This window comes from Brevibacterium renqingii, from assembly GCF_017808095.1.
GTDB classification, from domain to species: Bacteria; Actinomycetota; Actinomycetes; order Actinomycetales; family Brevibacteriaceae; genus Brevibacterium; species Brevibacterium renqingii.
The window spans coordinates 452,125-471,367 of sequence record NZ_JADBHG010000002.1 but is presented as its reverse complement, the minus strand read 5'-3'; the positions used below and the strand labels follow the sequence as shown (position 1 = coordinate 471,367).

Annotated in this window: 18 protein-coding genes; 10 read left to right on the top strand and 8 right to left on the bottom strand. The window is 68.0% G+C overall.

Features of this window, described 5'->3' with window-relative positions; genetic code table 11:
* Nucleotides 1-296: 296 nt before the first annotated feature.
* Entirely contained in the window at nucleotides 297-752 is a 456-nt protein-coding gene (locus IIE29_RS07140; RefSeq protein ID WP_209324526.1) for an Lrp/AsnC family transcriptional regulator, read from the top strand.
* Between the two features lie 8 nt (nucleotides 753-760).
* On the opposite strand, the gene IIE29_RS07135 is transcribed toward IIE29_RS07140, so the two are convergent.
* The 3 genes from IIE29_RS07135 to IIE29_RS07125 form a co-directional block, all read right to left on the bottom strand.
* Nucleotides 761-1,774 carry an ABC transporter substrate-binding protein gene (locus IIE29_RS07135; protein ID WP_209324525.1) on the bottom strand — a complete coding sequence of 338 codons (1,014 nt, stop codon included), beginning with the start codon at nucleotides 1,772-1,774 and terminating at the stop codon, nucleotides 761-763.
* 77 nt (nucleotides 1,775-1,851) lie between these two features.
* Nucleotides 1,852-3,714 carry a siderophore-interacting protein gene (locus tag IIE29_RS07130; RefSeq protein ID WP_209324524.1) on the bottom strand — a complete coding sequence of 621 codons (1,863 nt, stop codon included), beginning with the start codon at nucleotides 3,712-3,714 and terminating at the stop codon, nucleotides 1,852-1,854.
* Nucleotides 3,715-3,940: 226 nt separating this feature from the next.
* Nucleotides 3,941-4,597, bottom strand: a complete 657-nt coding sequence (locus IIE29_RS07125) for a TetR/AcrR family transcriptional regulator (protein WP_343071828.1) — start codon at nucleotides 4,595-4,597, stop codon at nucleotides 3,941-3,943.
* Nucleotides 4,598-4,695: 98 nt separating this feature from the next.
* Between IIE29_RS07125 and IIE29_RS07120 the strand changes: the two genes are divergently transcribed.
* The 4 genes from IIE29_RS07120 to IIE29_RS07105 all read left to right on the top strand — a co-directional run bounded on the left by IIE29_RS07120 (nucleotide 4,696) and on the right by IIE29_RS07105 (nucleotide 8,764).
* Complete coding sequence (locus IIE29_RS07120) at nucleotides 4,696-5,199, top strand: YqeB family protein (RefSeq protein ID WP_209324523.1); 504 nt, start codon at nucleotides 4,696-4,698, stop codon at nucleotides 5,197-5,199.
* A 177-nt stretch (nucleotides 5,200-5,376) separates the two neighbouring features.
* The gene (gene pdhA / locus IIE29_RS07115) at nucleotides 5,377-6,483 is read left to right on the top strand and encodes a pyruvate dehydrogenase (acetyl-transferring) E1 component subunit alpha (RefSeq protein WP_209324522.1); all 1,107 of its coding nucleotides are present in this window, start codon (nucleotides 5,377-5,379) and stop codon (nucleotides 6,481-6,483) included.
* Entirely contained in the window at nucleotides 6,480-7,505 is a 1,026-nt protein-coding gene (locus IIE29_RS07110; protein ID WP_209324521.1) for an alpha-ketoacid dehydrogenase subunit beta, read from the top strand. The genes pdhA and IIE29_RS07110 overlap by 4 nt, the downstream gene beginning before the upstream one ends.
* Nucleotides 7,505-8,764 carry a dihydrolipoamide acetyltransferase family protein gene (locus IIE29_RS07105; RefSeq protein ID WP_209324520.1) on the top strand — a complete coding sequence of 420 codons (1,260 nt, stop codon included), beginning with the start codon at nucleotides 7,505-7,507 and terminating at the stop codon, nucleotides 8,762-8,764. Before IIE29_RS07110 ends, IIE29_RS07105 begins: the two co-directional genes overlap by 1 nt.
* Here the strand turns inward: IIE29_RS07105 and IIE29_RS07100 are convergent.
* Complete coding sequence (locus tag IIE29_RS07100; RefSeq protein WP_209324519.1) at nucleotides 8,709-9,902, bottom strand: FUSC family protein; 1,194 nt, start codon at nucleotides 9,900-9,902, stop codon at nucleotides 8,709-8,711. The two genes, IIE29_RS07105 and IIE29_RS07100, sit on opposite strands and share 56 nt — an antisense overlap.
* Nucleotides 9,903-9,913: 11 nt before the next feature.
* Complete coding sequence (locus IIE29_RS07095; RefSeq protein ID WP_209324518.1) at nucleotides 9,914-11,452, bottom strand: sugar porter family MFS transporter; 1,539 nt, start codon at nucleotides 11,450-11,452, stop codon at nucleotides 9,914-9,916.
* Nucleotides 11,453-11,707: 255 nt separating this feature from the next.
* On the opposite strand from IIE29_RS07095, the gene IIE29_RS07090 reads away from it, so the two are divergent.
* Both IIE29_RS07090 and IIE29_RS07085 read left to right on the top strand, forming a co-directional pair.
* Nucleotides 11,708-12,049, top strand: coding sequence for a DUF3311 domain-containing protein (locus tag IIE29_RS07090; protein WP_209324517.1), 342 nt, complete (start codon nucleotides 11,708-11,710; stop codon nucleotides 12,047-12,049).
* Entirely contained in the window at nucleotides 12,046-13,563 is a 1,518-nt protein-coding gene (locus IIE29_RS07085) for a sodium:solute symporter family protein (RefSeq protein WP_209324516.1), read from the top strand. The genes IIE29_RS07090 and IIE29_RS07085 overlap by 4 nt, the downstream gene beginning before the upstream one ends.
* A gap of 10 nt (nucleotides 13,564-13,573) precedes the next feature.
* Here the strand turns inward: IIE29_RS07085 and IIE29_RS07080 are convergent, their stop codons facing one another.
* The 3 genes from IIE29_RS07080 to IIE29_RS07070 form a co-directional block, all read right to left on the bottom strand.
* On the bottom strand, nucleotides 13,574-14,779 hold the full coding sequence (locus tag IIE29_RS07080; protein ID WP_209324515.1) for an acyl-CoA dehydrogenase family protein: 1,206 nt from the start codon (nucleotides 14,777-14,779) through the stop codon (nucleotides 13,574-13,576).
* A 64-nt stretch (nucleotides 14,780-14,843) separates the two neighbouring features.
* Nucleotides 14,844-16,160 carry a beta-ketoacyl-[acyl-carrier-protein] synthase family protein gene (locus IIE29_RS07075; protein ID WP_209324514.1) on the bottom strand — a complete coding sequence of 439 codons (1,317 nt, stop codon included), beginning with the start codon at nucleotides 16,158-16,160 and terminating at the stop codon, nucleotides 14,844-14,846.
* Nucleotides 16,157-17,716, bottom strand: coding sequence for a class I adenylate-forming enzyme family protein (locus tag IIE29_RS07070; protein WP_209324513.1), 1,560 nt, complete (start codon nucleotides 17,714-17,716; stop codon nucleotides 16,157-16,159). The genes IIE29_RS07075 and IIE29_RS07070 overlap by 4 nt, the downstream gene beginning before the upstream one ends.
* Before the next feature lie 117 nt (nucleotides 17,717-17,833).
* Between IIE29_RS07070 and IIE29_RS07065 the strand changes: the two genes are divergently transcribed.
* From IIE29_RS07065 to IIE29_RS07055, 3 genes are read left to right on the top strand one after another with little or no spacing between them, the layout of a single operon-like run.
* Entirely contained in the window at nucleotides 17,834-18,442 is a 609-nt protein-coding gene (locus IIE29_RS07065) for a TetR/AcrR family transcriptional regulator (protein ID WP_209324512.1), read from the top strand.
* Nucleotides 18,439-18,780, top strand: coding sequence for a DUF6204 family protein (locus IIE29_RS07060; RefSeq protein WP_209324511.1), 342 nt, complete (start codon nucleotides 18,439-18,441; stop codon nucleotides 18,778-18,780). The genes IIE29_RS07065 and IIE29_RS07060 overlap by 4 nt, the downstream gene beginning before the upstream one ends.
* Nucleotides 18,777-19,235, top strand: coding sequence for a helix-turn-helix domain-containing protein (locus IIE29_RS07055; RefSeq protein ID WP_209324510.1), 459 nt, complete (start codon nucleotides 18,777-18,779; stop codon nucleotides 19,233-19,235). Before IIE29_RS07060 ends, IIE29_RS07055 begins: the two co-directional genes overlap by 4 nt.
* The last annotated feature ends 8 nt before the right edge of the window (nucleotides 19,236-19,243 follow it).

Genomic DNA, 19,243 nt, shown 5'->3' with positions numbered 1-19,243 from the left:
TGAGACTTCCGTCTCATAATCTACAGGTGGCTGATTGTCGTCCGTTAACCGGGTCCGTCTGAATCCGGCCATGTATCCAGTCACCAATGGTACGTGGTATGCACCACAGACATCTTCGCTACTTTACGAACGATCGACAGAATTTGTCCAATGCTCCGGATCCTCTCCCCGCGCCGGGTCCCGGATGGCTCCCCGCGCCGAGGCGGGGCCCTAGAATGGAGGCCAACCGACCGACCCTCCCGGCACACTGCGTCCGGGCAGGCAGGACGCCGACATCAACGATGAAGGAGCGCCCCGTGGCATTCGACCTCGACGACATCGACCGCAGCATCATCGCTGCCCTCGTCGAGGATTCCCGGCTGAGCGTGCGCCAGCTGGCCGAGCGCGTCCACATCTCCCGGTCGGCCGCGCACAAGCGCTTCACCACACTCATAGAATCCGGGGCGATCAGGAAATTCACCGCCGAGGTCGACCGCGAGGCGCTCGGCATGAGCGTGACCGCGGTCGTCGTCGTCAAGATCGGCGAGCGCCCCTGGCCTCAGGTCCGCGATGATCTGGCCGCGCTGCCCTTCGTCGAGAAGGTGCAGGCCGTCAGCGGCGACATCGATGCGCTGGTGACCGTGAATGCGCCGGACAATACAGCCCTGTCGCAGGTGATCCTCCGGCGGATCCACGAGGTGCCGGGAGTCGTGTCCTCCCGTTCGCTGCTCATCCTCGACGAGGCCGAGGGCCACCGTCCCGGCGCCGGCTGAGGCCCGGCTCAGCCCTCCTGGTATTCGGTGATCGCCTTCTCGGCGAGGTCGAGCCCGTATTCCGCGTCCGCGTAGCCGGCGATCGTGGCCTTGCCGATGGGGTACACGTGCCCTTCCTTCACGGCAGGCAGCTCCTTGAATACGGCCGAGTCGAGGAGCGCCTTCGTCAGTTTGTCGTAGTCCCCCCGCAGATCCGAATTGACGAAGATGATGTCGGCATCGGACAGGCTCTTGTCGAGCACCTCGAGTGAGATCTGAGCTTCGGGTTCGACGGTGTCGGACTTGTTCCCGCCCTGATCGGCCTTGCCGTACTTCTTCACCATGGCGTCTTCGTCGGCCGACCAGTCGAAGCCGAGCGGCGACAGGACGGTGCCGAGCATGTTCTCGCTGCCCCACAGGTAGGCGGAGTTCTCCTCGAAGGAGGACACGACTCCGATCGTCGTCCCCTCGGTGACCTCCGCATACTTCTCGGCGAGCTTCTTCTGCCGGGCCTGGAAGCCGCTGTCGCGCTCATCGAGCTCATCGGTTCTGTTGACGGCGTCGGCGACCTCCTTCACGCGCTGCTGCCAGTTGGCGCGGTCGCCGCCGCGCAGGGTGAATTGGTAGACCGGGGCGATCTCCTCGAGCTGCTCGACCATCTCGGGCTCGAAGATGTTCGGGGACAGGATGAGATCCGGCTCCGCCTCGGCGAGCTTCTCCAGGTCCGGCTCCTGCTGGCTGACGACCGGGATGTCTTCGAGTTCGTCGAGCCATTCCTCGGGCACCGCCGGGTCCTGGTACTCTCCCTGGACGATGGGAGGCGCATCGAGATCCATGAGGGTCTCGGTGGCGGCGTAGTGAAGGGTCGCGACGGCCTTCGGGTCCTCGGGCACCTCGACCTTCGCACCGGTGGCATCGGCGACGGTGCGGGTCTCGGAGGCATTTCCCGAGGCCGCTTCCTCGGAGCCGCCTGCGCAGCCGGCGAGGAGGGCGAGGCCGACGGCTGCGGCGATGACGGCTGTGCTCAGGCGTGTCAATGGCATGGTCTTCCTTATTCTCATCCTGCGTATTCAGTTCTGGGCGGGTCTTCGGCCGGCTGCCGGGCGGGCTGGTGCCCGGTTCACGAACGTGCGGCGATCACGGCCGAGCGGAAACGTCCGAAGCCCCATCCGATGTCCCTGATCTCGACGCGAGCGGCACCGAGTCCGCGCAGAGCCGCGGCGAGGCCGCCGGTGGTCAGGGACGGGTTCCCGGTGGTGGCCAAGGTCGCGATGAGCTCCTCCGCCTGATGGTCGTCGCTCTCGGCGTCATCGGTGAACGCTTCGACAAGGACCAGCGTCCGGCTCGCCGCGAGCATCCGGCGAAGCAGTGAGTCCACCTCCGGTCGGGACCGTCCGGACAGACCGGCGATCACGAGGGTGCAGTCGACGCTCGGCCAGGCTCGTCGGCCGGCCAGGGCCTCCGAGCCGGGAGTGTGAACCGTCCGCCCGGCATCCGGGGCCTTCCGTGTCAGGGCGGCCGCCGCCTCGGCGTCGACGTCGCCGGCTACGGCGAGGTCCGCGGCCGTGGCCACGGGTTCGAGGTCGAGGATGAGGTCGAGGACGTACTGGAGGTGGTCGAGGCTGCGTCTGCGATGGGCGGCGTCGAGCTCCGGGTCGGCAGCACGCTGGGCATGCCAGGTGGAAGCCTCGATCGCCGAGGCCCGGGAGGTGCGGGCGGCGAAACCGCCGCGGAGCACGTCGACGAGATCGACGAGGGAGAAGAGGTCGAGCAGCGCCGGATCGCTCAGGTCGAGCCCGTCGGCGGCACCGTCGCCGGTGAGGACCGCTCCGGTCGGGGTGTTGCGATAGGTGTCGTCCTTGCGGGAGAGGAGCCCGAGGGAGCACATGGCCGTCAGCACCGCCTGTGCGCGTTCGGAGTCGATGCCGAGTTCGGCGGCGATCGCCTCGGTGGTGGACGCTCCCCCGGCGACGAGGTCGTTGATGCCGAGGGTGACGGCGGTCCGGGTGATGATCGCGGGGAGCAGTTCGGTCATCTCGTGGACCTGATGGACGACATCGCGGGTGCTGGTCGGCTCGGCGGAGTCCTCGGCATCGGAGGCGGTCGCCGCGATCGGACTCGTCTCGGCGGGGCGCGCTTCGGCGGGTGTCTCCTCGGCAGGAGCGACGGGGCGCGTCGGCATCTTCCGCCAGTAGCCGACGACCTCGACGTCCTCCTTCGGCAGGCCGAGGTCACGTCGCAGGAAGCGGCGGATGGGCGCGATGGTCAGGGTCTCGCCCGCGCACCAGGCGAAGGTGCGGCCTGCGGGCAGCCTGAGGCTCTTCACGGCTTCGCGCATGAGGCTCGACTCGCCCGGAGCCGCAGAGCCGCGGACGAGCCAGTCGATCTCGACGTCGGCCTTCGTGGGGATTTCCTGGATGTCATCGGCGGTGGGGACCTCGACGATGATGTGGCCCCGGGTGCCGGCGGGCGCCTCTTCGAGCCAGCGTCCGACCGCAGGCAGGGCCGTCTCGTCGGCGATGAGCAGATGGAAGTCGATTCCTTCGGCCAGGCCCGCGCAGGTCTTCGGTCCCGCGAAGCTGATGCGATCGCCGACCGCGACGTCGCAAGCCCAGTCGGAGGCGAGGCCGGAATCGTGGCGGACGACGTCGACGGCGAAGGAGTTCGTCGCAGGGTCGACGCTCCGGACGGTGTAATCACGGGCGCGGTCGAGCGCTTCGCGGTTCCACTTGAAGCGGAACTCCTCCTGCTCGCCGATGTCGAGGGAGGCGCCGTCGGACGGCGGGATCACGAGTTTCACATGATCGTCGAAACCCTCGGAGCGGAATGCAGGCCGTGGCATCCCGTCGACCTCACCGGCCGCCAGCTGATCGCCTGAGAGCGTCAGGCGTCGCATGTTCGGGGTGATGTCCGCGATGCCGGTGACTTCCGCCTCACGCAGGATGATCGGCAGCACCTGCATGGGCCTGGAAGTTCGCGGCATGGATTCAGCTCCGAGGATCTCTTGACGTATGAAACAGCGAGAAACAGAGAAGCCGGACCAGCCACTTCAAGCAGGTGTGTCAACTGCCTTAGGCAAGACCGATGTTCCCTATATCTCATAGGTGAGCCTAACCTGATATTCGAGACGGCGCAACAGATCCGCGCGATCTTCTCCGGATACCGCCTCGGGCCGTCAGCCGCCTCATCAGCCAGGCGCGCACGCGCCGTCAGTCGTCGGCCTCAGCGGCGAGCGTCCTCCGTACCGCACGGAGCGTCAGCTCGAGTCCGTGCCGCCGCGGATCAGAGTCGGAGCCCTCTCCGACGACGCCGAAGAGGTGGCCCGATCCGATGGTGAGGAAGACGTACATCGCCGCCCACGTCAATGGCACCTCATTCGTGATCGAACCATCGGACTGCCCTCGGGCGATGATCCTCTCGAGGACGTCGTCGCCTCCCCTCTCCGCGGGTCCGCCCTCTGCCGGTGCGCCCTCCGCAGACTCGGCCCCCGCGGGTTCGGCCCGGCTCTCGCGACCCACCTCGGCGAAGACGTCATCGGTGATGATCGGTTCGTCCGCGAACATCAGGGTGAGGACCTCGGGGACCGTGAACAACCGCTCGCACACCCGCTCGACGGCCTCGAGGCCCGAACCGACATCGGGGCGGGCGTCCATGACGGCCGCACCGAACATGCGCGCACCGAGGCGGGCCGCCTCGGCGACGAGGGCCTCCCGATCCCCGAAGTGACGATAGAGAGTCGTCCGCCCGACGCCGATCACCCGGGCGATCTCGAGCATCGAGGCCTGCGAGTTCTCGGCGAGGACCGACAGCGACTCCCTGAGCAGAGCCTCCCGACCGAGTCTCCGCATACCGGCGGCTTCGGACACGCGCGAATCATCTCCCTCATCAGCGAATACGCATCTAATGGAACAGTCATGTACCGGTTTGGTACGATTGTATCCCAGTCTCGGAAGTGAGGATCGACGTGAGCACGGACAATCATCACTCCGGCGCATCTGCCGGGCCCGCCGTCTTCAAACTCACCCGCACTGACGTCATCGTCATCGGCGTCGTCTGCGTGGGCCTGGGGATCGCCCTCGGCTTCCTCCTGCCCGCACTGGGCTCCTTGGCCGCGAAGTTCCCCATCCCCTTCGGCGATCCGATCGAGAAGCTCAGCAGCTTCGACCAGCCCTGGGTGGTGACCATCAGGCCGATCGTCGGGGCGGTCCTCGGAGTCATCGCCACCGCCGTCATCGCCGGCTCGAACACTCCCGTTCTCGTCGACGATGACGAGATCGTCATCGGCCGCGAGAACGACCACCCGCTGCGCATCTCCCGCACCTCCTTCTCCACCGCGTACTTCGCCGACGGCAAGCTGACCATCCTCACCGAGGGCGGCCATCAGGCCTTCAGAGGCGAGGTCGAGGGCAAGAAGGACTCGGTCGCCGCGGCCTTCACCTCGCGCGGGTATCGCTGGGGCGAGATCTGAAGGAGCCGGGAAACAACGCACCCGCGTCCGACAGCGCCCCTCACGCACCCGGGCCAAACGTCCATGCGACCTGCCCGAATCAGTCTCTTCGTCCCAAGTTGGCGGCACGAATGGCCGCCCGTCCTCGACTGGCGCGCAGCCATGGATCAGTGACGTGCCTCACGTCACCATGGGGTCATGACCATCGACGTTCCCACCACAGGCCGCTCACTGCCCCAGCTGCAGCCGATCAGCTTCATCGGCGCGGATGGCCGGCTCACCGGCACCCCCACGGCAGGGCTGCGGATTCCCGGCGACCGCACTCTGACCGGTCTCTATCGGCAGATGGTCCTCGTCCGACGGTTCGAAGCGCAGGTCACGCATCTGACCCGACAGGGACGGCTCGCGACCTACCCCTCGGCGGCCGGTCAGGAAGCCGCCGAGGTGGGGGCCACGACCGCGCTGGCCCCCGGCGATTGGCTCTTCCCCACCTACCGTGATTCGGCAGCGCTGCTGACCCGCGGTGTGCCGGTGGGCGAGATCCTCGCAGCCTTCCGCGGCGATTGGCACTGCGGCTTCGACCCGAACGAATACCACACCTCGCCGGCGGCGACACCGCTGGCGACGCAGACCCTGCACGCCACGGGCTTCGCCATGGCGGCGAAGCTGAAGGGAGCGGATGCGGCGACTCTGACCTTCCTCGGCGATGGCGCCAGCAGTGAGGGCGACGCCCACGAGGCCTTCAACTTCGCCTCCGTGTGGCAGACGCCGACCGTGTTCGTCCTCCAGAACAACCAGTACGCGATCTCGACCCCGCTGCGGGAGCAGACCAACGCGACCATGCTCGCCGACCGGGCCGCGGGCTACGGGATGCCGGGCCTGCGGGTCGACGGCAATGACGTCGCCGCCGTGTTCGCCGCCGTCACCGCCGCGCTCGAGCGCGGTCGCAACGGGGACGGGCCGACCCTCATCGAGTGCCTGACCTACCGGATGGAGTCGCATACGAACTCCGATGATCCGACGAAGTACCGCGAGGCCGAGGAGGTCGAGCACTGGAGGCAGTTCGATCCCATCGACCGTCTCGAGAAGTATCTGCGGTCGACCGGCGCCGTCGACGACGCCGGCATCGAGGAGATCGCCGCGGCCGCCGAGGCCCTGGCCGAGTCCGTCCGCGATGCGATGAACCGCGAGGCCGAGATCGACCCGCTCGAGCTCTTCGCCCACGTGTACGCGCAGCCGCGCACCGATCTCGCCGAACAGCAGCAGGTCCTCGAAGCCGAACTCGCAGCGGCAGGTCGGGCATGAGCGTCGAAGTCGACACGAGCACTCAGACCCCTTCGGCCCCCGCCGCGGAAGCGGTGACGATGGCGAAGGCGCTGAACCGGGCCCTGCGCGACAGCCTCGCCGAGGACGACACCGTGCTCATCTTCGGCGAGGACGTCGGCCGCCTCGGCGGGGTCTTCCGCGTCACCGAAGGTCTGCGGGCCGAATTCGGTTCGAACCGGGTGTGGGATTCGCCCCTGGCCGAGTCCGGGATCATCGGCACCGCTATCGGCATGGCCATGAACGGGATGCGCCCGGTCGTCGAGATGCAGTTCGACGCCTACGCCTACCCCGCGTTCGAGCAGATCGTGTCCCATGTGGCGAAGATGCGCAACCGGACGAAGGGCAGGGTCGCCCTGCCGATCACGATCCGGATCCCCTACGCCGGCGACATCGGCGGCGTCGAACACCACTCGGACTCCTCCGAGGCCTACTGGACCTCGACCCCGGGGCTGACCGTCGTCACCCCATCGAATCCGGCCGATGCCTATGCGCTGCTGCGCGAGTCGATCGCCTCCGATGATCCCGTGGTGTTCATGGAGCCGAAGTCGCGGTACTGGATGAAGGAGACCCTGTCGCTGCCGGTGACCACGGCACCGATGAACCGGGCACAGGTCATCCGCGAAGGCACCGACGTCACGCTGCTCGCCTACGGTCCGACCGTGCGCACCGCGCTGGACTCCGCGGAAGCAGGCGCCGAGCACGGCCTGTCCGTCGAGGTCATCGACCTGCGCACCCTGTCACCGTTCGACGACGAGACCGTGTCGGCCTCGGTGCGCAAAACCTCGCGGGCGGCGATCATCCACGAGGCCGCCCGGTTCGGCGGCTATGGCGCCGAGGTGGCCGCCCGCCTCACCGAACGCGACTTCACCCATCTGTCGGCCCCGATCCTGCGGATCACCGGGTTCGACGTGCCCTACCCGTCCCCGAAGCTCGAGGAGTACTTCTTGCCCACCGTCGAACGCGTGCTCGATGCGCTCGAGTCCTGGGATTGGGAGCTGTGATGAGTGCGGATCTGGGCACCGGCACGCGCGAGTTCATCCTCCCCGACCTCGGCGAGGGCCTGACCGAGGCCGAGCTGATCTCGTGGAAGGTCGCCGTCGGCGACGAGGTCCACGTCGATCAGATGGTCGTCGAGGTCGAATCCGCCAAGTCCGTCGTCGAACTCCCCTGCCCCTACGCCGGACGCATCATCAGCCTCCACGCCGCGGCCGGTGACACCGTCACCGCCGGTCAGGTCCTGTTCTCCGTCGCCGAGGCGGAGACCGAGTCCGGCGGTGCGAACCTCATCGGCTACGGCACTTCCGAACCGAAGACCAGGTCGACGAGGAACCGCTCGTTCGGCGCGAAGAGGGCCCCCGAGCTTGTCTCTCCCGTGTCATCGCCTCTCGTGCGCAGGCTCGCGAAGGACCACGGGATCAGCGCCAAGCACCTGCCCGGCAGCGGACCCGGCGGAGTCGTGACGAGGGCTGATGTCCTCACCGCCATCGAATCCGGGACCTCCCAACCGCAGATGCCCACCGGCTCGGGAACCGCCCCGGCGGGGGAGCCTGCAGCAGCAGCCGCCGGCGACCGCGACACCCGCACCCCGATCACGGGACTGCGGAAGGTCGTCTCCGAGCGCCTGTCGAAGTCGCGGCAGGAGATCCCCGAGGCGACGATCTGGCTCGACGTCGACGCCACCGAACTGCTGGCCACGAAGCGCGTCCTCGAAGAGCGCACGGGCGAGAAGTACTCGCTGCTGTCCCTCGTCGCCCGCTTCGTCATCGCCGGCCTCAGGAAGTTCCCGATCCTCAACTCCTCGATCGACACCGCAGCCGGTGAGATCGTCACCCACGGCGACATCAACCTAGGCCTGGCCGCGCAGACGCCGCGCGGTCTCATGGTCCCCGTCGTCCACGGAGCCGATGGGATGAGCCTGCGGCAGCTGCGGGACTCCGTGGCCGCGACCGTGGACAAGGCCGGCACCGGCAGGTTCGATCCGGCCGAGCTGACCGGCGGCACGTTCACGCTCAACAACTACGGCGTCTTCGGCGTCGACGGATCCGCGCCGATCATCAACCTGCCCGAGGTCGCCATGCTCGGCCTGGGGCGGATCAAGGAGCGCCCGTGGGTCGTCGACGGTGAGCTCACCGTCCGCAGGGTCATGTACTTGAGCTTCGTCTTCGATCACCGCGCCTGCGACGGCGCCGAGCCGAGCGAGTTCCTCACCTTCGTCGCCGACTGCATCGAGAACCCGATCTCTCTGCTGCCCGAGCTCTGATCCGCTTCCGCAGCCCTCGGAAGCGGAACGGGAACCGCGTTGCGCGAGGCGGCTCGGTGACGTCCACCTCGGCGTCGTGCTCGTCCATCAGGGTCACCGCCTGTCCGGATTCGACGCCGGCGAAGGTCATGAGGTCGATCGCGGCCATGCGCACGGCCAGATGAGTCTGTCTCCACATCGTCGCCTCGTCCTCCCCGGGGTCGAAATCGCGGAACGCGGCGAGCGCCCCCTCAGCCGCGTGCTGCCGGTTCTCCCGATCGCCGGGGTCGTGGGCAAGCTGCCTGATGACCTCGGCGATCCGGGTGACGACCGGGACGCAGTCGCTTCGCTTCTCAGCAGGCACGGCGAGCGCGGATCGAACGAGCAGGAGGACGCTGTTGTTGAGCAGGTCGAGCTGTCCGGCGTTCTCGCTCTCCTGCACGATCGGTTCCGAACGCCACCACCAGACCGGGGCGCGGCGCGCGGTGCGGCTGCTGTACTTGCGGGTGTCAGAGAGCTCGGTGAGTTTGTCCCGCAGGGAGCGCAGACCGCCGATCGCATCCTCGGCGGCACGGTCATCATCGTCCTCGAGTGCCTGGGACGCGCGTTCGACGGCTTCTGCCATCGCATCGAGCACATCGCGTTCGGCACGTCTGAGCAGGTCGAGGGGTTGGGCGGGGAACAGGAGCTGGCTGAAGACGAGGGCGATTCCTGCGCCGATGAGCGCATCGACGACGCGTTCGGGCCCGAACTCCGGTTTGCCTCCGGCGACCGTGAGGATCGCACCCACGGCTCCCTGCGCGATGACGAGTCGGCTTCCGTCGCCGGCCAGGGCGATCGTCGTCGCCACCAAGATGCCGATTCCCATGGCGGCGAAGCCGGTGCCGAGGACCTGCAGGGCGGTCTCACCGACGACGATGCCCAGCAGCACCCCGAAGACCAGATTCACTGCATTCGTGCCTCGCTTGCCCTGGTTGGCGTTGAGCGCGATGAAAGCTGCGATGGGGGCGAAGAAGGGATTGGGGTGACCCGCCAGATTCAAGGCGATCCACCACGCGATGGTCGCCGCCAGCGCCCCTTGGAACAGCGGCCAGAAGGCCCGGCGCACGCGCGAGAGGGCCCGAGCACCGGCCCTGCGCAGCTGCTGCCAGGTCGACACGGGCGAGACCCTTACTCCTGCCCGGACTTCTTCTGACCCGAAGCCTTCTGCCGCGACTTCGTCTTCTCGCCGGTCTCGGGGTCATGGCGGAAGCGTCTGAGCAGAGCGGCATCGACCTCTTCGAATTCGCGGTCCTTGGTCTCGGGCACATAGCGCCCGACGAACCACAGGCCGAAGGCGCAGATGACGCCGAAGATCCAGAACGTCTGCCCCTGCCCGATGGCATCGGCGACGCTGAGGAAGACCAGGCTGACGAAGAAGTTCGAACCCCAGTTGACGGCGGTCGAGACTCCCGAACCGTGGGCACGGGCGTCGGAGGGGAAGATCTCGCCCACCAGCGTCCAGAAGATCGGACCGAGGCCGATGGCGAAGGCGGCGATGTAGATGACCATGAACACGAGCGAGATCAGCGGGGACCAGCCGAGAACGAATGACAGGCCGAGCAGACCCAAGGTCACCGCCATCGCCGACAGCGACACGATGAGCAGCCTGCGCCGCCCGCTGCGGTCGATGAGCCGGTTGGCCACGATGGTCATGATCAAGTTGATCGCCCCGATGGCGATGGAGTAGAAGATCGCCTTCGAGGCGGTGAGCCCGGTGGACTCGATGATGGACGGGGCGTAGTAGATGATCGTGTTGATGCCCCCGAACTGCTGGATCGCGGCCAAGGTGAGTCCGACGATGAGGGCGGGTCTGACCCGTGAGAGCAGCAGGACCTTCCAGCCCTTGTCCACCTGTTCCTCGGACCGCTCACCGGAATCCTCACCGGATCCCTGCGCCTCGGCCGCGTCGCGCTTCTCGTTCTCCTCCTTCTCCTCTTCCTGCTGCTTCCGCTGCTCGGCGATCACGGCGTCGGCAGTCTCCTCATCGGAGATCGACACATAGAACCTGCGCGCTTCGTCCTCGCGTCCGTGGACGAGCTGCCATATCGGCGATTCGGGAAGGAACCACAGGGCCCCGGCGAGGAGGATCAGGGACGGAATCGTTCCGACGCCGATCATCGCCCGCCAGCCTTCGAATCCGGAGAAGGCGAGGTTGGTGAAGTAGGCGATGAGTATGCCGATGGTGATGAGCAGCTGATTGAGCGTGAGCATGCGACCGCGAATGGCCGTCGGTGCCACCTCTGAGAGGTAGATCGGCACGGTCGCCGAGGCGGCCCCGACCGCAAGTCCGAGGATCAGCCGCGCGATCAGCAGCATCCAGTATCCGGTCGCGAGGACGGCGATCACCGTGCCGATGAGGAAGACGACGCCTTGGATCCCGAGGGCCTTCCGCCGCCCGAGCGGATCGGAGATGCGCCCGGCGCTCAGGGCACCGACCAGCGCACCGAGCAGCAGGATGCTCACGACCGAACCCTGTTCGAAGGAGCTGAGGGAGAAGTCCTTCTTGATGAACAGCAGGGCTCCGGAGATGACTCCCGTGTCGAAGCCGAACAGGAAGCCTCCGACCGCGATGACCACGCACCAGCGTCGGACCCTGCGCAGCCCTGCGGCGGGAACCTCGTCCAATGGTCCTGACGATTCGGTCGAAGTGGAATTGTCCTCTGCCACTGTTCTCCTCCGATCCTGCAGAGATCCGGCCGGATGTCGGATGCTTCGTGCCGTCGAGACTAACGAAGGCCCACGCCGAGCGACAGCATGTGTGGTGAATCAAGGGTGAGGTCCGCGGGTTCCGTTCCCATTCCACGATCCGGACCGTCCTGTACGGGGGCTGAGGCCCGTCGCTAGCCTGGCCCGGTCCGCTGACCGACCGGCAGGTGCCGGTGTGAACCGACCGGCGCTCTGCCGGTGTGAAAGAGGTTGTGCATGTCGCGCGCTCATGATCCGGCACCGCCGTCGAGTCCGCCTCGGCGGCGGTTCTCGCTTCTCCTCCTCATCGTCCCCGTCGTTCTCTACGTCCTCACGCCGGTCGTGGCGAACTCGGTCGAACCGCGGATTCTGGGGCTGCCGTTCGTCATCACCTACACGATCATCGTCACGATCCTCACCTGGTTCTTCGTGTGGATGGCCGCTCGCGGCGATCGCTTCTACCGGCGGAATGCGCCCGAGCACATCCCCGCCGACATCGCTTTCGGCGAGGACCATGAGATCGACGGCGATGAGAGCCGAGGGGCCTCCTCAGCGTCTGGAGAGGAGGCCGACACGTGAGCACTTCCGCGGTCATCGCCTGCATCATCTTCGGCCTCGCCATGCTCGCGACCATCGCCATCGGCGTCTGGTCCGGTCGCGGTCGCGAGAAGTCCCTCGACGAGTGGTCGGTCTCCGGGCGCGGGCTCGGCTTCGTCTTCATCCTCCTGCTCATGGCCGGTGAGACGTACACGTCCTTCTCGTTCCTCGGCACCGCCGGCTGGTCCTACTCCTACGGCGTGCCGATCCTCTACCTCATCGGCTACCTGAGCATCGGCCTCGTCGTCGCCTACCTCGTCGGTCCCCTGTTCTGGACCTATGCCGCCCGGCACAAGCTCGTCAGCCTCTCCGACATCGTCGAGCACCGGTTCCGCTCCCGTGGGCTGGCGATCCTCGTCGCCGTGCTCGCGACGATCTTCATCGTCCCCTACATCCAGCTGCAGATCCAGGGCATGGGCGCCGTGGTCAACGCCATGAGCTACGGAGCGATCGATCTCAAGCTCGCCGCGATCATCTCCTTCATCGTCGCCGAGGCTTTCATCCTGGTCTCGGGCCTGCGCGGTTCGGCATGGGTGAGCGTGTTCAAGGACGGCCTCGTCATCCTCGCTGTCGCCTTCCTCGCGGTCTACGTGCCGCTGCACTACTTCGACGGGCTCGCGCCCCTGCTCGACCGGCTGGTGACCGAGAAGTCCGAGTGGCTGACGTTCCCCGGCGCCGGCGAGGGGATCTACGGCGGCGCCTGGTTCATTTCGACGATCGTCCTCAACGGCATCACGATCACGGTGTTCCCGACCTCGATCGCCGGTTACCTCTCGGGCACCTCGGCGAACGCCCTGCGTCGGAACTCGATCCTGCTGCCCTGGTACCAGCTGCTGCTGCTCGTGCCGATGATGGTCGGAGTGGCCGCGCTCTTCGTCGTCCCGGCTCTCAAGGACGCCGATCTCGCCCTGTTCTCCGTGGTCATCGACTCCCTGCCCGCTCCGATCGTCGCGCTCATCGGCGTCGCGGGAGCCCTGTCGGCGATTGTGCCGATGAGCGTGTACATGCTCTCGATCGGGTCGATGTGGGGGCGGACCGTCCTCGGCGGCGGGCTGGCCGGACCGAAGAACGCGGCATCGATGACCACCGAGCAGCTGACCGCGCGGGGGCTGCGTCAGAAGACGCTGTCCCAGTGGGTGTGCCTGGCCGTCGGGGTGATCGCGCTGGTGATGAGTCTGCTCATGCCCGATGCCCTCGTCGAGCTCTCCGTGCTCAGCTACGAAGGTCTCGCTCAGGTGGTACCCGCCGCCCTGCTCGCCCTCTACTGGCCGCGGATGTCCAAGCAGGCCGCGGCCGCCGGACTCATCACCGGCTCCGTGGTCATGGTCGGCCTCCACTACACGGGCCACGACCCGCTGCTGGGCGTCAATGGCGGCCTGTGGGCGATCGCGGCGAACCTCCTCGTCGTCGCCATCGTCACTCGGGCGAAACCGGATCCCCGCTGGGTCCCGGCTGCGAAGCGGCGAGGCCACGCCGAGGTCCAGCACGTCGGCTGAGCGCCGCGTATCACCCGTCGAGCAGGGCCGCTGCGTACATCGGGCGAGCGGCATCGGCGCTCGGCGGGTGGAACAGGCCGGCCGCGGCGTCACGGTAGAGGCGGGAGAGTTCGTGTCTGTTGCCGAATCCGCCGCCGCTGGTGCACATGAGCGCGGTCTCCGCGTTCCGGCGAGCCACCTCGGCGGCCTTGATCCTCGCTCCCACCAGCCGCAGCGGCCACCCGGCGCCGTGATCGACGAGCTCGTCGAAGTCGCGCGAATAGGCATCGATCATCGCGGTCACGGGCATGAGGTCGAGGTGGGCGTCGGCCAGACGCGTGCGGGCCTCGGGCACCTCGGCGAAGCTCGTGCCCGACTTCGCGGACTTCCGCCTGTGCAGTCCGGCGGCCCCGAGCTCGAGGGCACGGGCGGCGACTCCGGCGTAGACGGCGGCGATGAGCAGCTGGAAGTTCGATGTGATGGCGAAGGTGAGCAGATCGGGGTGCTTGCCGGCGGGGATGATGCGCGAGACCCGCTCGGGTCGCATCACCACTCCGTCGAGGACGGTGGCCCGTGACTGCGAGGCGCGCATGCCCAGCACATCCCACTCATCGGAGACGGCGATGCCCGCGGCGTCGCGGTCGATGAACCCGTAGACGAGTTCCCCTTCCGCCGGTTCGTCGGCGTCGGGCCCGGCGATCCCGTCGTCATCGGCAGTGATCGCGCCGTGGACGATGAGCCTGGTCCACACCGGGGACAGGGAAGTGAAGATCTTCACGCCGGTGAGTTCGAATCCCCCGTCGGCGATGGGCACGGCCTCGGTGTTCGATCCCTGCAGCACCCAGTCATTGGACGGTTCGGAGATCCCGAAGGCGAAGATCTCTCCGGCCATGACCTCGTCGAAGACCCAGTTGAGCGAGTCGTCACCGCGGTCGTTCATGGCTTTGACGACGCCGGTGCACATGAGGTGCATGTTGATCGCCAGAGCCGTGGCCGGGGCGGCGGAGGCCAAACGCTGCTGCAGCCGAGAGACCTCGAAGAGGCTCAGCCCCGGTCCGCCGTGGGATTCGGGAACGAACAGCTCGAGGTAGCCGAGCGCCTTGAGCTCAGCGAGGTCCTCATCGAAGAACCGATTCTCACGATCAAAGATGTCGGCGCGCTCACGGAAGCGCTCGAGCACCTCTGCGGGCAGGTACGTCTCCCCCAGTTCATGCAGCTGGGTCTCACGGTCGGTCATGATGTCTCCTTCGGTGCGGGGTTGGGGTCGCAGGGGTGCGAGGATACAGGGCCTCGGCCAGGCATCAGGGCTTCGGCCGGCGCAGGACGAGGGCGCCGTTGTGTCCGCCGAAGCCGAACGAAGTCGACAGCACGGTGTCGACCGTCAGCGAGGATCCCGGGCCGGAAGCGGTGCCGGTCAGTTCGCGGGCCTGGCCGGAGACGATGTCCCAGCCGTCGAATTCGCAGGTCTCGAGGTTGAGTGTCGGGGGCAGTGTCCGGTCCCTCATGCTCAGGCTCGCGATGATCGCCTCGACGACTCCCGAGGCGCCGAGGAGGTGCCCGGTGCTCGACTTCGTCGCACTGATCGGGATCGTCCGGGCAGCCGCACCCAGGGAGGCGTCGAAGGCCGCGAGTTCGGCGGCGTCACCGGCGGGGGTGCCTGTCGCGTGGGCGTTGATGTGATCGATGTCGGCCGGTCCGAGTCCCGCATCGGCGAGCGCTTCGCGTACGGCCGCTGCCGCTCCACGGCCGTCAGGATGCGGATTCGTCGGATGGTGGGCGTCGCTCGCGGCTCCGAAGCCGGCGAGCTCGACCAGCGGGGAGGCCCCGCGGGCGGCGGCTCCGGCCTCGGATTCGAGGAGGATCGCCGCCGCTCCCTGGCTCATGACGAACCCGGAGCGCGACCGGTCGAAGGGGCGGCTCGCCGCGCTCGGATGGTCTTCGAACCCGGCGGCGAGTGCGCGCATGTTCGCGTTCGAGGAGAGGTTGACAGGGTTGAGGCAGTCCTCCATCCCGACGACGAGCACGGCGTCGGCGTAGCCGTGGCGGATCCTCCGCAGACCCTCGCCGAGGCCGATGGCGCCGGAGGCGCAGGTCGCGGATACGCCTTGGGCGGGGCCGCGGAAGTCCCACCGCTGACTGAGCAGGGCGGCCGCGGAATCGGGGGCGCCGTGGATGGACAGCGTGAGCGGAACCGAGCGCGGTCCATCGGCGAGAAGGGAACGCGTCGCCGCCTGCATGGCGTCGACCGGTCCGGACCCGGTGGCGGCGATGACTCCGACGCGTTCGCGCTCCCACGGCAGGGCCTCGGCTCCATCTTCGCGTGCCCCGGACTCACGAGCGACGATTCCGGCCTGCGCGAGCGCCTGATCCGCAGCCGCGATGGCCCAGTGCTGGATCGGGCTGAGACGGCGGGCGAGCGCCCGAGGCAGCACGGCCTCGGCGTCGAAGCCTCTGACCTGACCGCCGATCCGCACGGCCAGATCGGCGAACTCCTCGCCTGAGAGCACATCGATGCCGCTGCGGCCGGAGCGCACCGCCTCCCACAGGGCCTCGGGGTCGTGGCCGTTCGGGGTGATCGCCCCCATCCCGGTGATGACCACGCGTCGTTCTTCTCTCACAGTCGCTCTCCTTGTCCGTCCATGATGAGCCGGGCGGTTTCGGCGCGGCGGATCTTCCCGCCCACCGTCCGTGGCAGCCGCTCGAGCACATAGATGCGTCGGGGCACGAACTGCGGCGCCAGCCGGGTCCTCGCGTGTTCGAGCAGCGCCGCCTTGTCCGCGAGTGGTCCGGACGTGCCGTCCGCAGCCGGCTCTGCCTCGGCGCCGCCTTCGATGACGAGGGCGATCAGGCTGCCGAGGTTCGCATCGTCGACCGCGACCGCGACCGCCTCGCCGAGGTGGGCAAACGTGTCGAAGGCCCGTTCGACCTCCGGCAGCGACACCTTGTGGCCGCCGGTGACCGCGATATCGCCGGCTCGACCGGCGAGCTGGAGGAGTCCGTCGACGATGCGCCCCTGGTCGTCGACCGTCGCCCAGCCGTCGGGGCCGCGGAGCACGGCGTCGGTGGTGCCGGCGACGTAGCCGTCCGAGCAGGCGGCGGCGTCGATCCACAGCGTCCCGAGCTCGCCTTCGGCCACCTCGGCGCCGGTTTCGTCGCGGATCTGCGCACCGATCGTCGGGTAGATGCGGATCCAGGTGCCGTCGCCGTCGCGGCTGTCACCGATGAAGCCGATCTCGGCGGCGCCGTAGTAGCTGATGAGGCGGGTGTCGGGGAGGACTGCGGCGAGCGCCGATCGGATGCTCGCGGGAAGGTTGGCCCCGCCGGTGACGACGAGCTGAAGTCCGCGGAACCTCTCCGGGCTGCGTCCGGCCGCCTCGGCGAGGGCTCTGACGACGGCGGGGACGGCGACGATGCGGGTGATGGCCTCGGCGGCGATCCGGGAGCCGATCGCGAAGGGGTCGAACTCATCGGCGACGTGGACGCTGCCGCCGGTGGCGAGGCTTTCGATGACCGCGTAGAGCGTGAGGCTGTAGGAGACCGGGCCGGGGGCCAGGGACGCGACGCCCGGGAGGGGTTCGAGGTGCGCGGACGAGACGGCGACGTTGTCCCGGTACTGCTGCCGGGTCTTGATGAAGGCCTTCGGATTGCTCGTCGTGCCCGAGGAGAAGAGCATGAGGAAGGGTTCGGACCCGTCGCGGACGGTGGGGGCCGGGGCCTGGGCGCCTGCGCCGCGGATCTGCGACTCCCGTGCGGCGAATTCCGCCGGGGTGATCACGGTCCCGGTCCATCCGGTGGCGGCGAGCGCCTCGGAGAGGGCAGGCGAATCGCTGATGACGAGGCCGATCCCCGTCGTGCGGATGACACCGATCTGATGGTCGAGCGGCCAGCGCGGATCGATCGTCGCGGAGACGGCACGATAGCCGGCGAGGCCGGCGATGAGGCGGGCGGTGAAGAACGCCGAGGTGGTGCTCACAGCCGTGATCGGGACCCCCTGGGCCTCGGCGGCCGGTGCCGGCGGCGCGGACTGCGCCCGGTGGAGGGCGTCGACGACGGCGAACGCGACGCGGGAGTCCTCGACGAGCTCCCCATAGCTCAGCCGGGCCCCGTCCCCGACGAGCGCGAGCTGATCGGGAAGTTCGAGTGCCACATCGAGGATCGTCGCAGTGATCGGCAATTCAGACCTCCAGGGTATCGACCGTTCCCACAGTACAACGTGGTCCACGCCGCCTCACTGCCGCCCTCGGATTGAAATACTTTGGAGTATTCGGATACTTCAATGTATCCTGGATTCATGAGCGAAACACCCATCCCCCGCTTGACGCGCCAGGAGAGCCAGGAGCTCACGCGTCAGCGCCTCATCGAATCGGCGGCGAAGCTCTTCGCCGAACACGGGGTGCGCGGCACCACCCTCATCGCGGTTGCGGAGAACGCCGGATTCAGCCGCGGCGCAGTACATGGGAACTTCTCCGACAAGGACGAACTCGCCGCGTCGGTCGTGCAGTTCGTCGTCGAGGATCTCGGACCGGAGCTCGACGGGGCGCTGAGCTCGGCCGGGTCCGCGAACGACCGGCTAGCGGCCTACATCTCCACACACATCGACTACTGTCGCCGCGAACCCGCTCGGGCCGCAGCCATCATCGCAGCGGTGGGCTACCTCAGCCGGCCCGCTGCAGCGGCGCAGTCCTACGGCCAGCGTTCCGCCGATTCCATCGCCGATCTCGTGGCGCTCTTCGAGGACGGCCAGCGCCGAGGCGAAATGCGCAGCTTCGATCCCGCCACGATGGCTCTGTCGCTGCGCTCCGTCCTCGACGCGGCGGTGCCGACCCACCCCAGCATCGAGGCGAGCGAGATCATCGCCCTGTTCGACCATGCCACCCGAGCCGAGGAGGCCCCACAATGACTTGGAATTTCCGCATCACCGTTCGCGGCCGCTTCACCGGACTCGACGCGGAACAGCGCCGCAGCCTCCGCGCGGCACAGGACGAGCACGACATGCTCTCCGCGCGCTTCTCCCCCGAGGGGACGTTCCTCTACACGCCCGAACTCGTGAACTATCAGCATCGATTCCTCATCACCAGCGACGAGGCGGACCGCGACGATGCCGAGACTCTGGCGAGCATCCGAGCCGAGGAGCTCTCCGCTGCCGACCTGGCCTCACGCGGTCTCGGCGGCAGGACCATGAACGTCTCGGCAGTCTGCGTCGAAGAGGTCAAGGTGCGTCCGAGGACACGCTCATGAACCGCGACACGACCGTCGGCTCCGGCCCTGACGCCGACTCCGGCGCCGCACCGAACCTCGAGGCCGCACTGGCTCTGGCCCGGGCGAAGAGTTCTCTTGACACCGCGATCGGCACTGCACTCTCGCGCGTGGGGCTCAGCCTGGACGACCTCCGCCGACTGCGCCTCATCGGTGTCCAGCCGCAGGGTTTGAACCGGGAGAACCTCGCCGAGGCGATGGGCGAGCCCCGGTCGCATGCCGTGCGCTCCAGCCTCCCGCTGGTCAAGCTCGGCTGGCTCTCGCGCGCGGAGTCCGGCGAGTTCGTCCTCACCGCCAGCGGCCGGGCCCTCATCGACCAGGCCGAAGGTCTTGCCGAGAAGGCGGCGCATCGCTGGTTCAGCGACTCCGGACTCAGTCCGACAGAGGTGCTCGCGACCCTGGGATCGGGCCGCTCCCCTCACTCCCGGCCGAGGTGAAGCGCATG

Excerpts from the sequence above, each read along its gene's own strand:
- IIE29_RS07080 (WP_209324515.1), bottom strand. The coding sequence starts at position 14,779 with ATGACCGACCGTGAGACCCAGCTGCATGAACTGGGGGAGACGTACCTG.
- pdhA (WP_209324522.1), top strand. The coding sequence starts at position 5,377 with ATGACCATCGACGTTCCCACCACAGGCCGCTCACTGCCCCAGCTGCAG.
- IIE29_RS07135 (WP_209324525.1), bottom strand. The coding sequence starts at position 1,774 with ATGCCATTGACACGCCTGAGCACAGCCGTCATCGCCGCAGCCGTCGGC.
- IIE29_RS07110 (WP_209324521.1), top strand. The coding sequence starts at position 6,480 with ATGAGCGTCGAAGTCGACACGAGCACTCAGACCCCTTCGGCCCCCGCC.
- IIE29_RS07055 (WP_209324510.1), top strand. The coding sequence starts at position 18,777 with ATGAACCGCGACACGACCGTCGGCTCCGGCCCTGACGCCGACTCCGGC.
- IIE29_RS07105 (WP_209324520.1), top strand. The coding sequence starts at position 7,505 with ATGAGTGCGGATCTGGGCACCGGCACGCGCGAGTTCATCCTCCCCGAC.
- IIE29_RS07090 (WP_209324517.1), top strand. The coding sequence starts at position 11,708 with ATGTCGCGCGCTCATGATCCGGCACCGCCGTCGAGTCCGCCTCGGCGG.
- IIE29_RS07065 (WP_209324512.1), top strand. The coding sequence starts at position 17,834 with ATGAGCGAAACACCCATCCCCCGCTTGACGCGCCAGGAGAGCCAGGAG.
- IIE29_RS07060 (WP_209324511.1), top strand. The coding sequence starts at position 18,439 with ATGACTTGGAATTTCCGCATCACCGTTCGCGGCCGCTTCACCGGACTC.
- IIE29_RS07130 (WP_209324524.1), bottom strand. The coding sequence starts at position 3,714 with ATGCCGCGAACTTCCAGGCCCATGCAGGTGCTGCCGATCATCCTGCGT.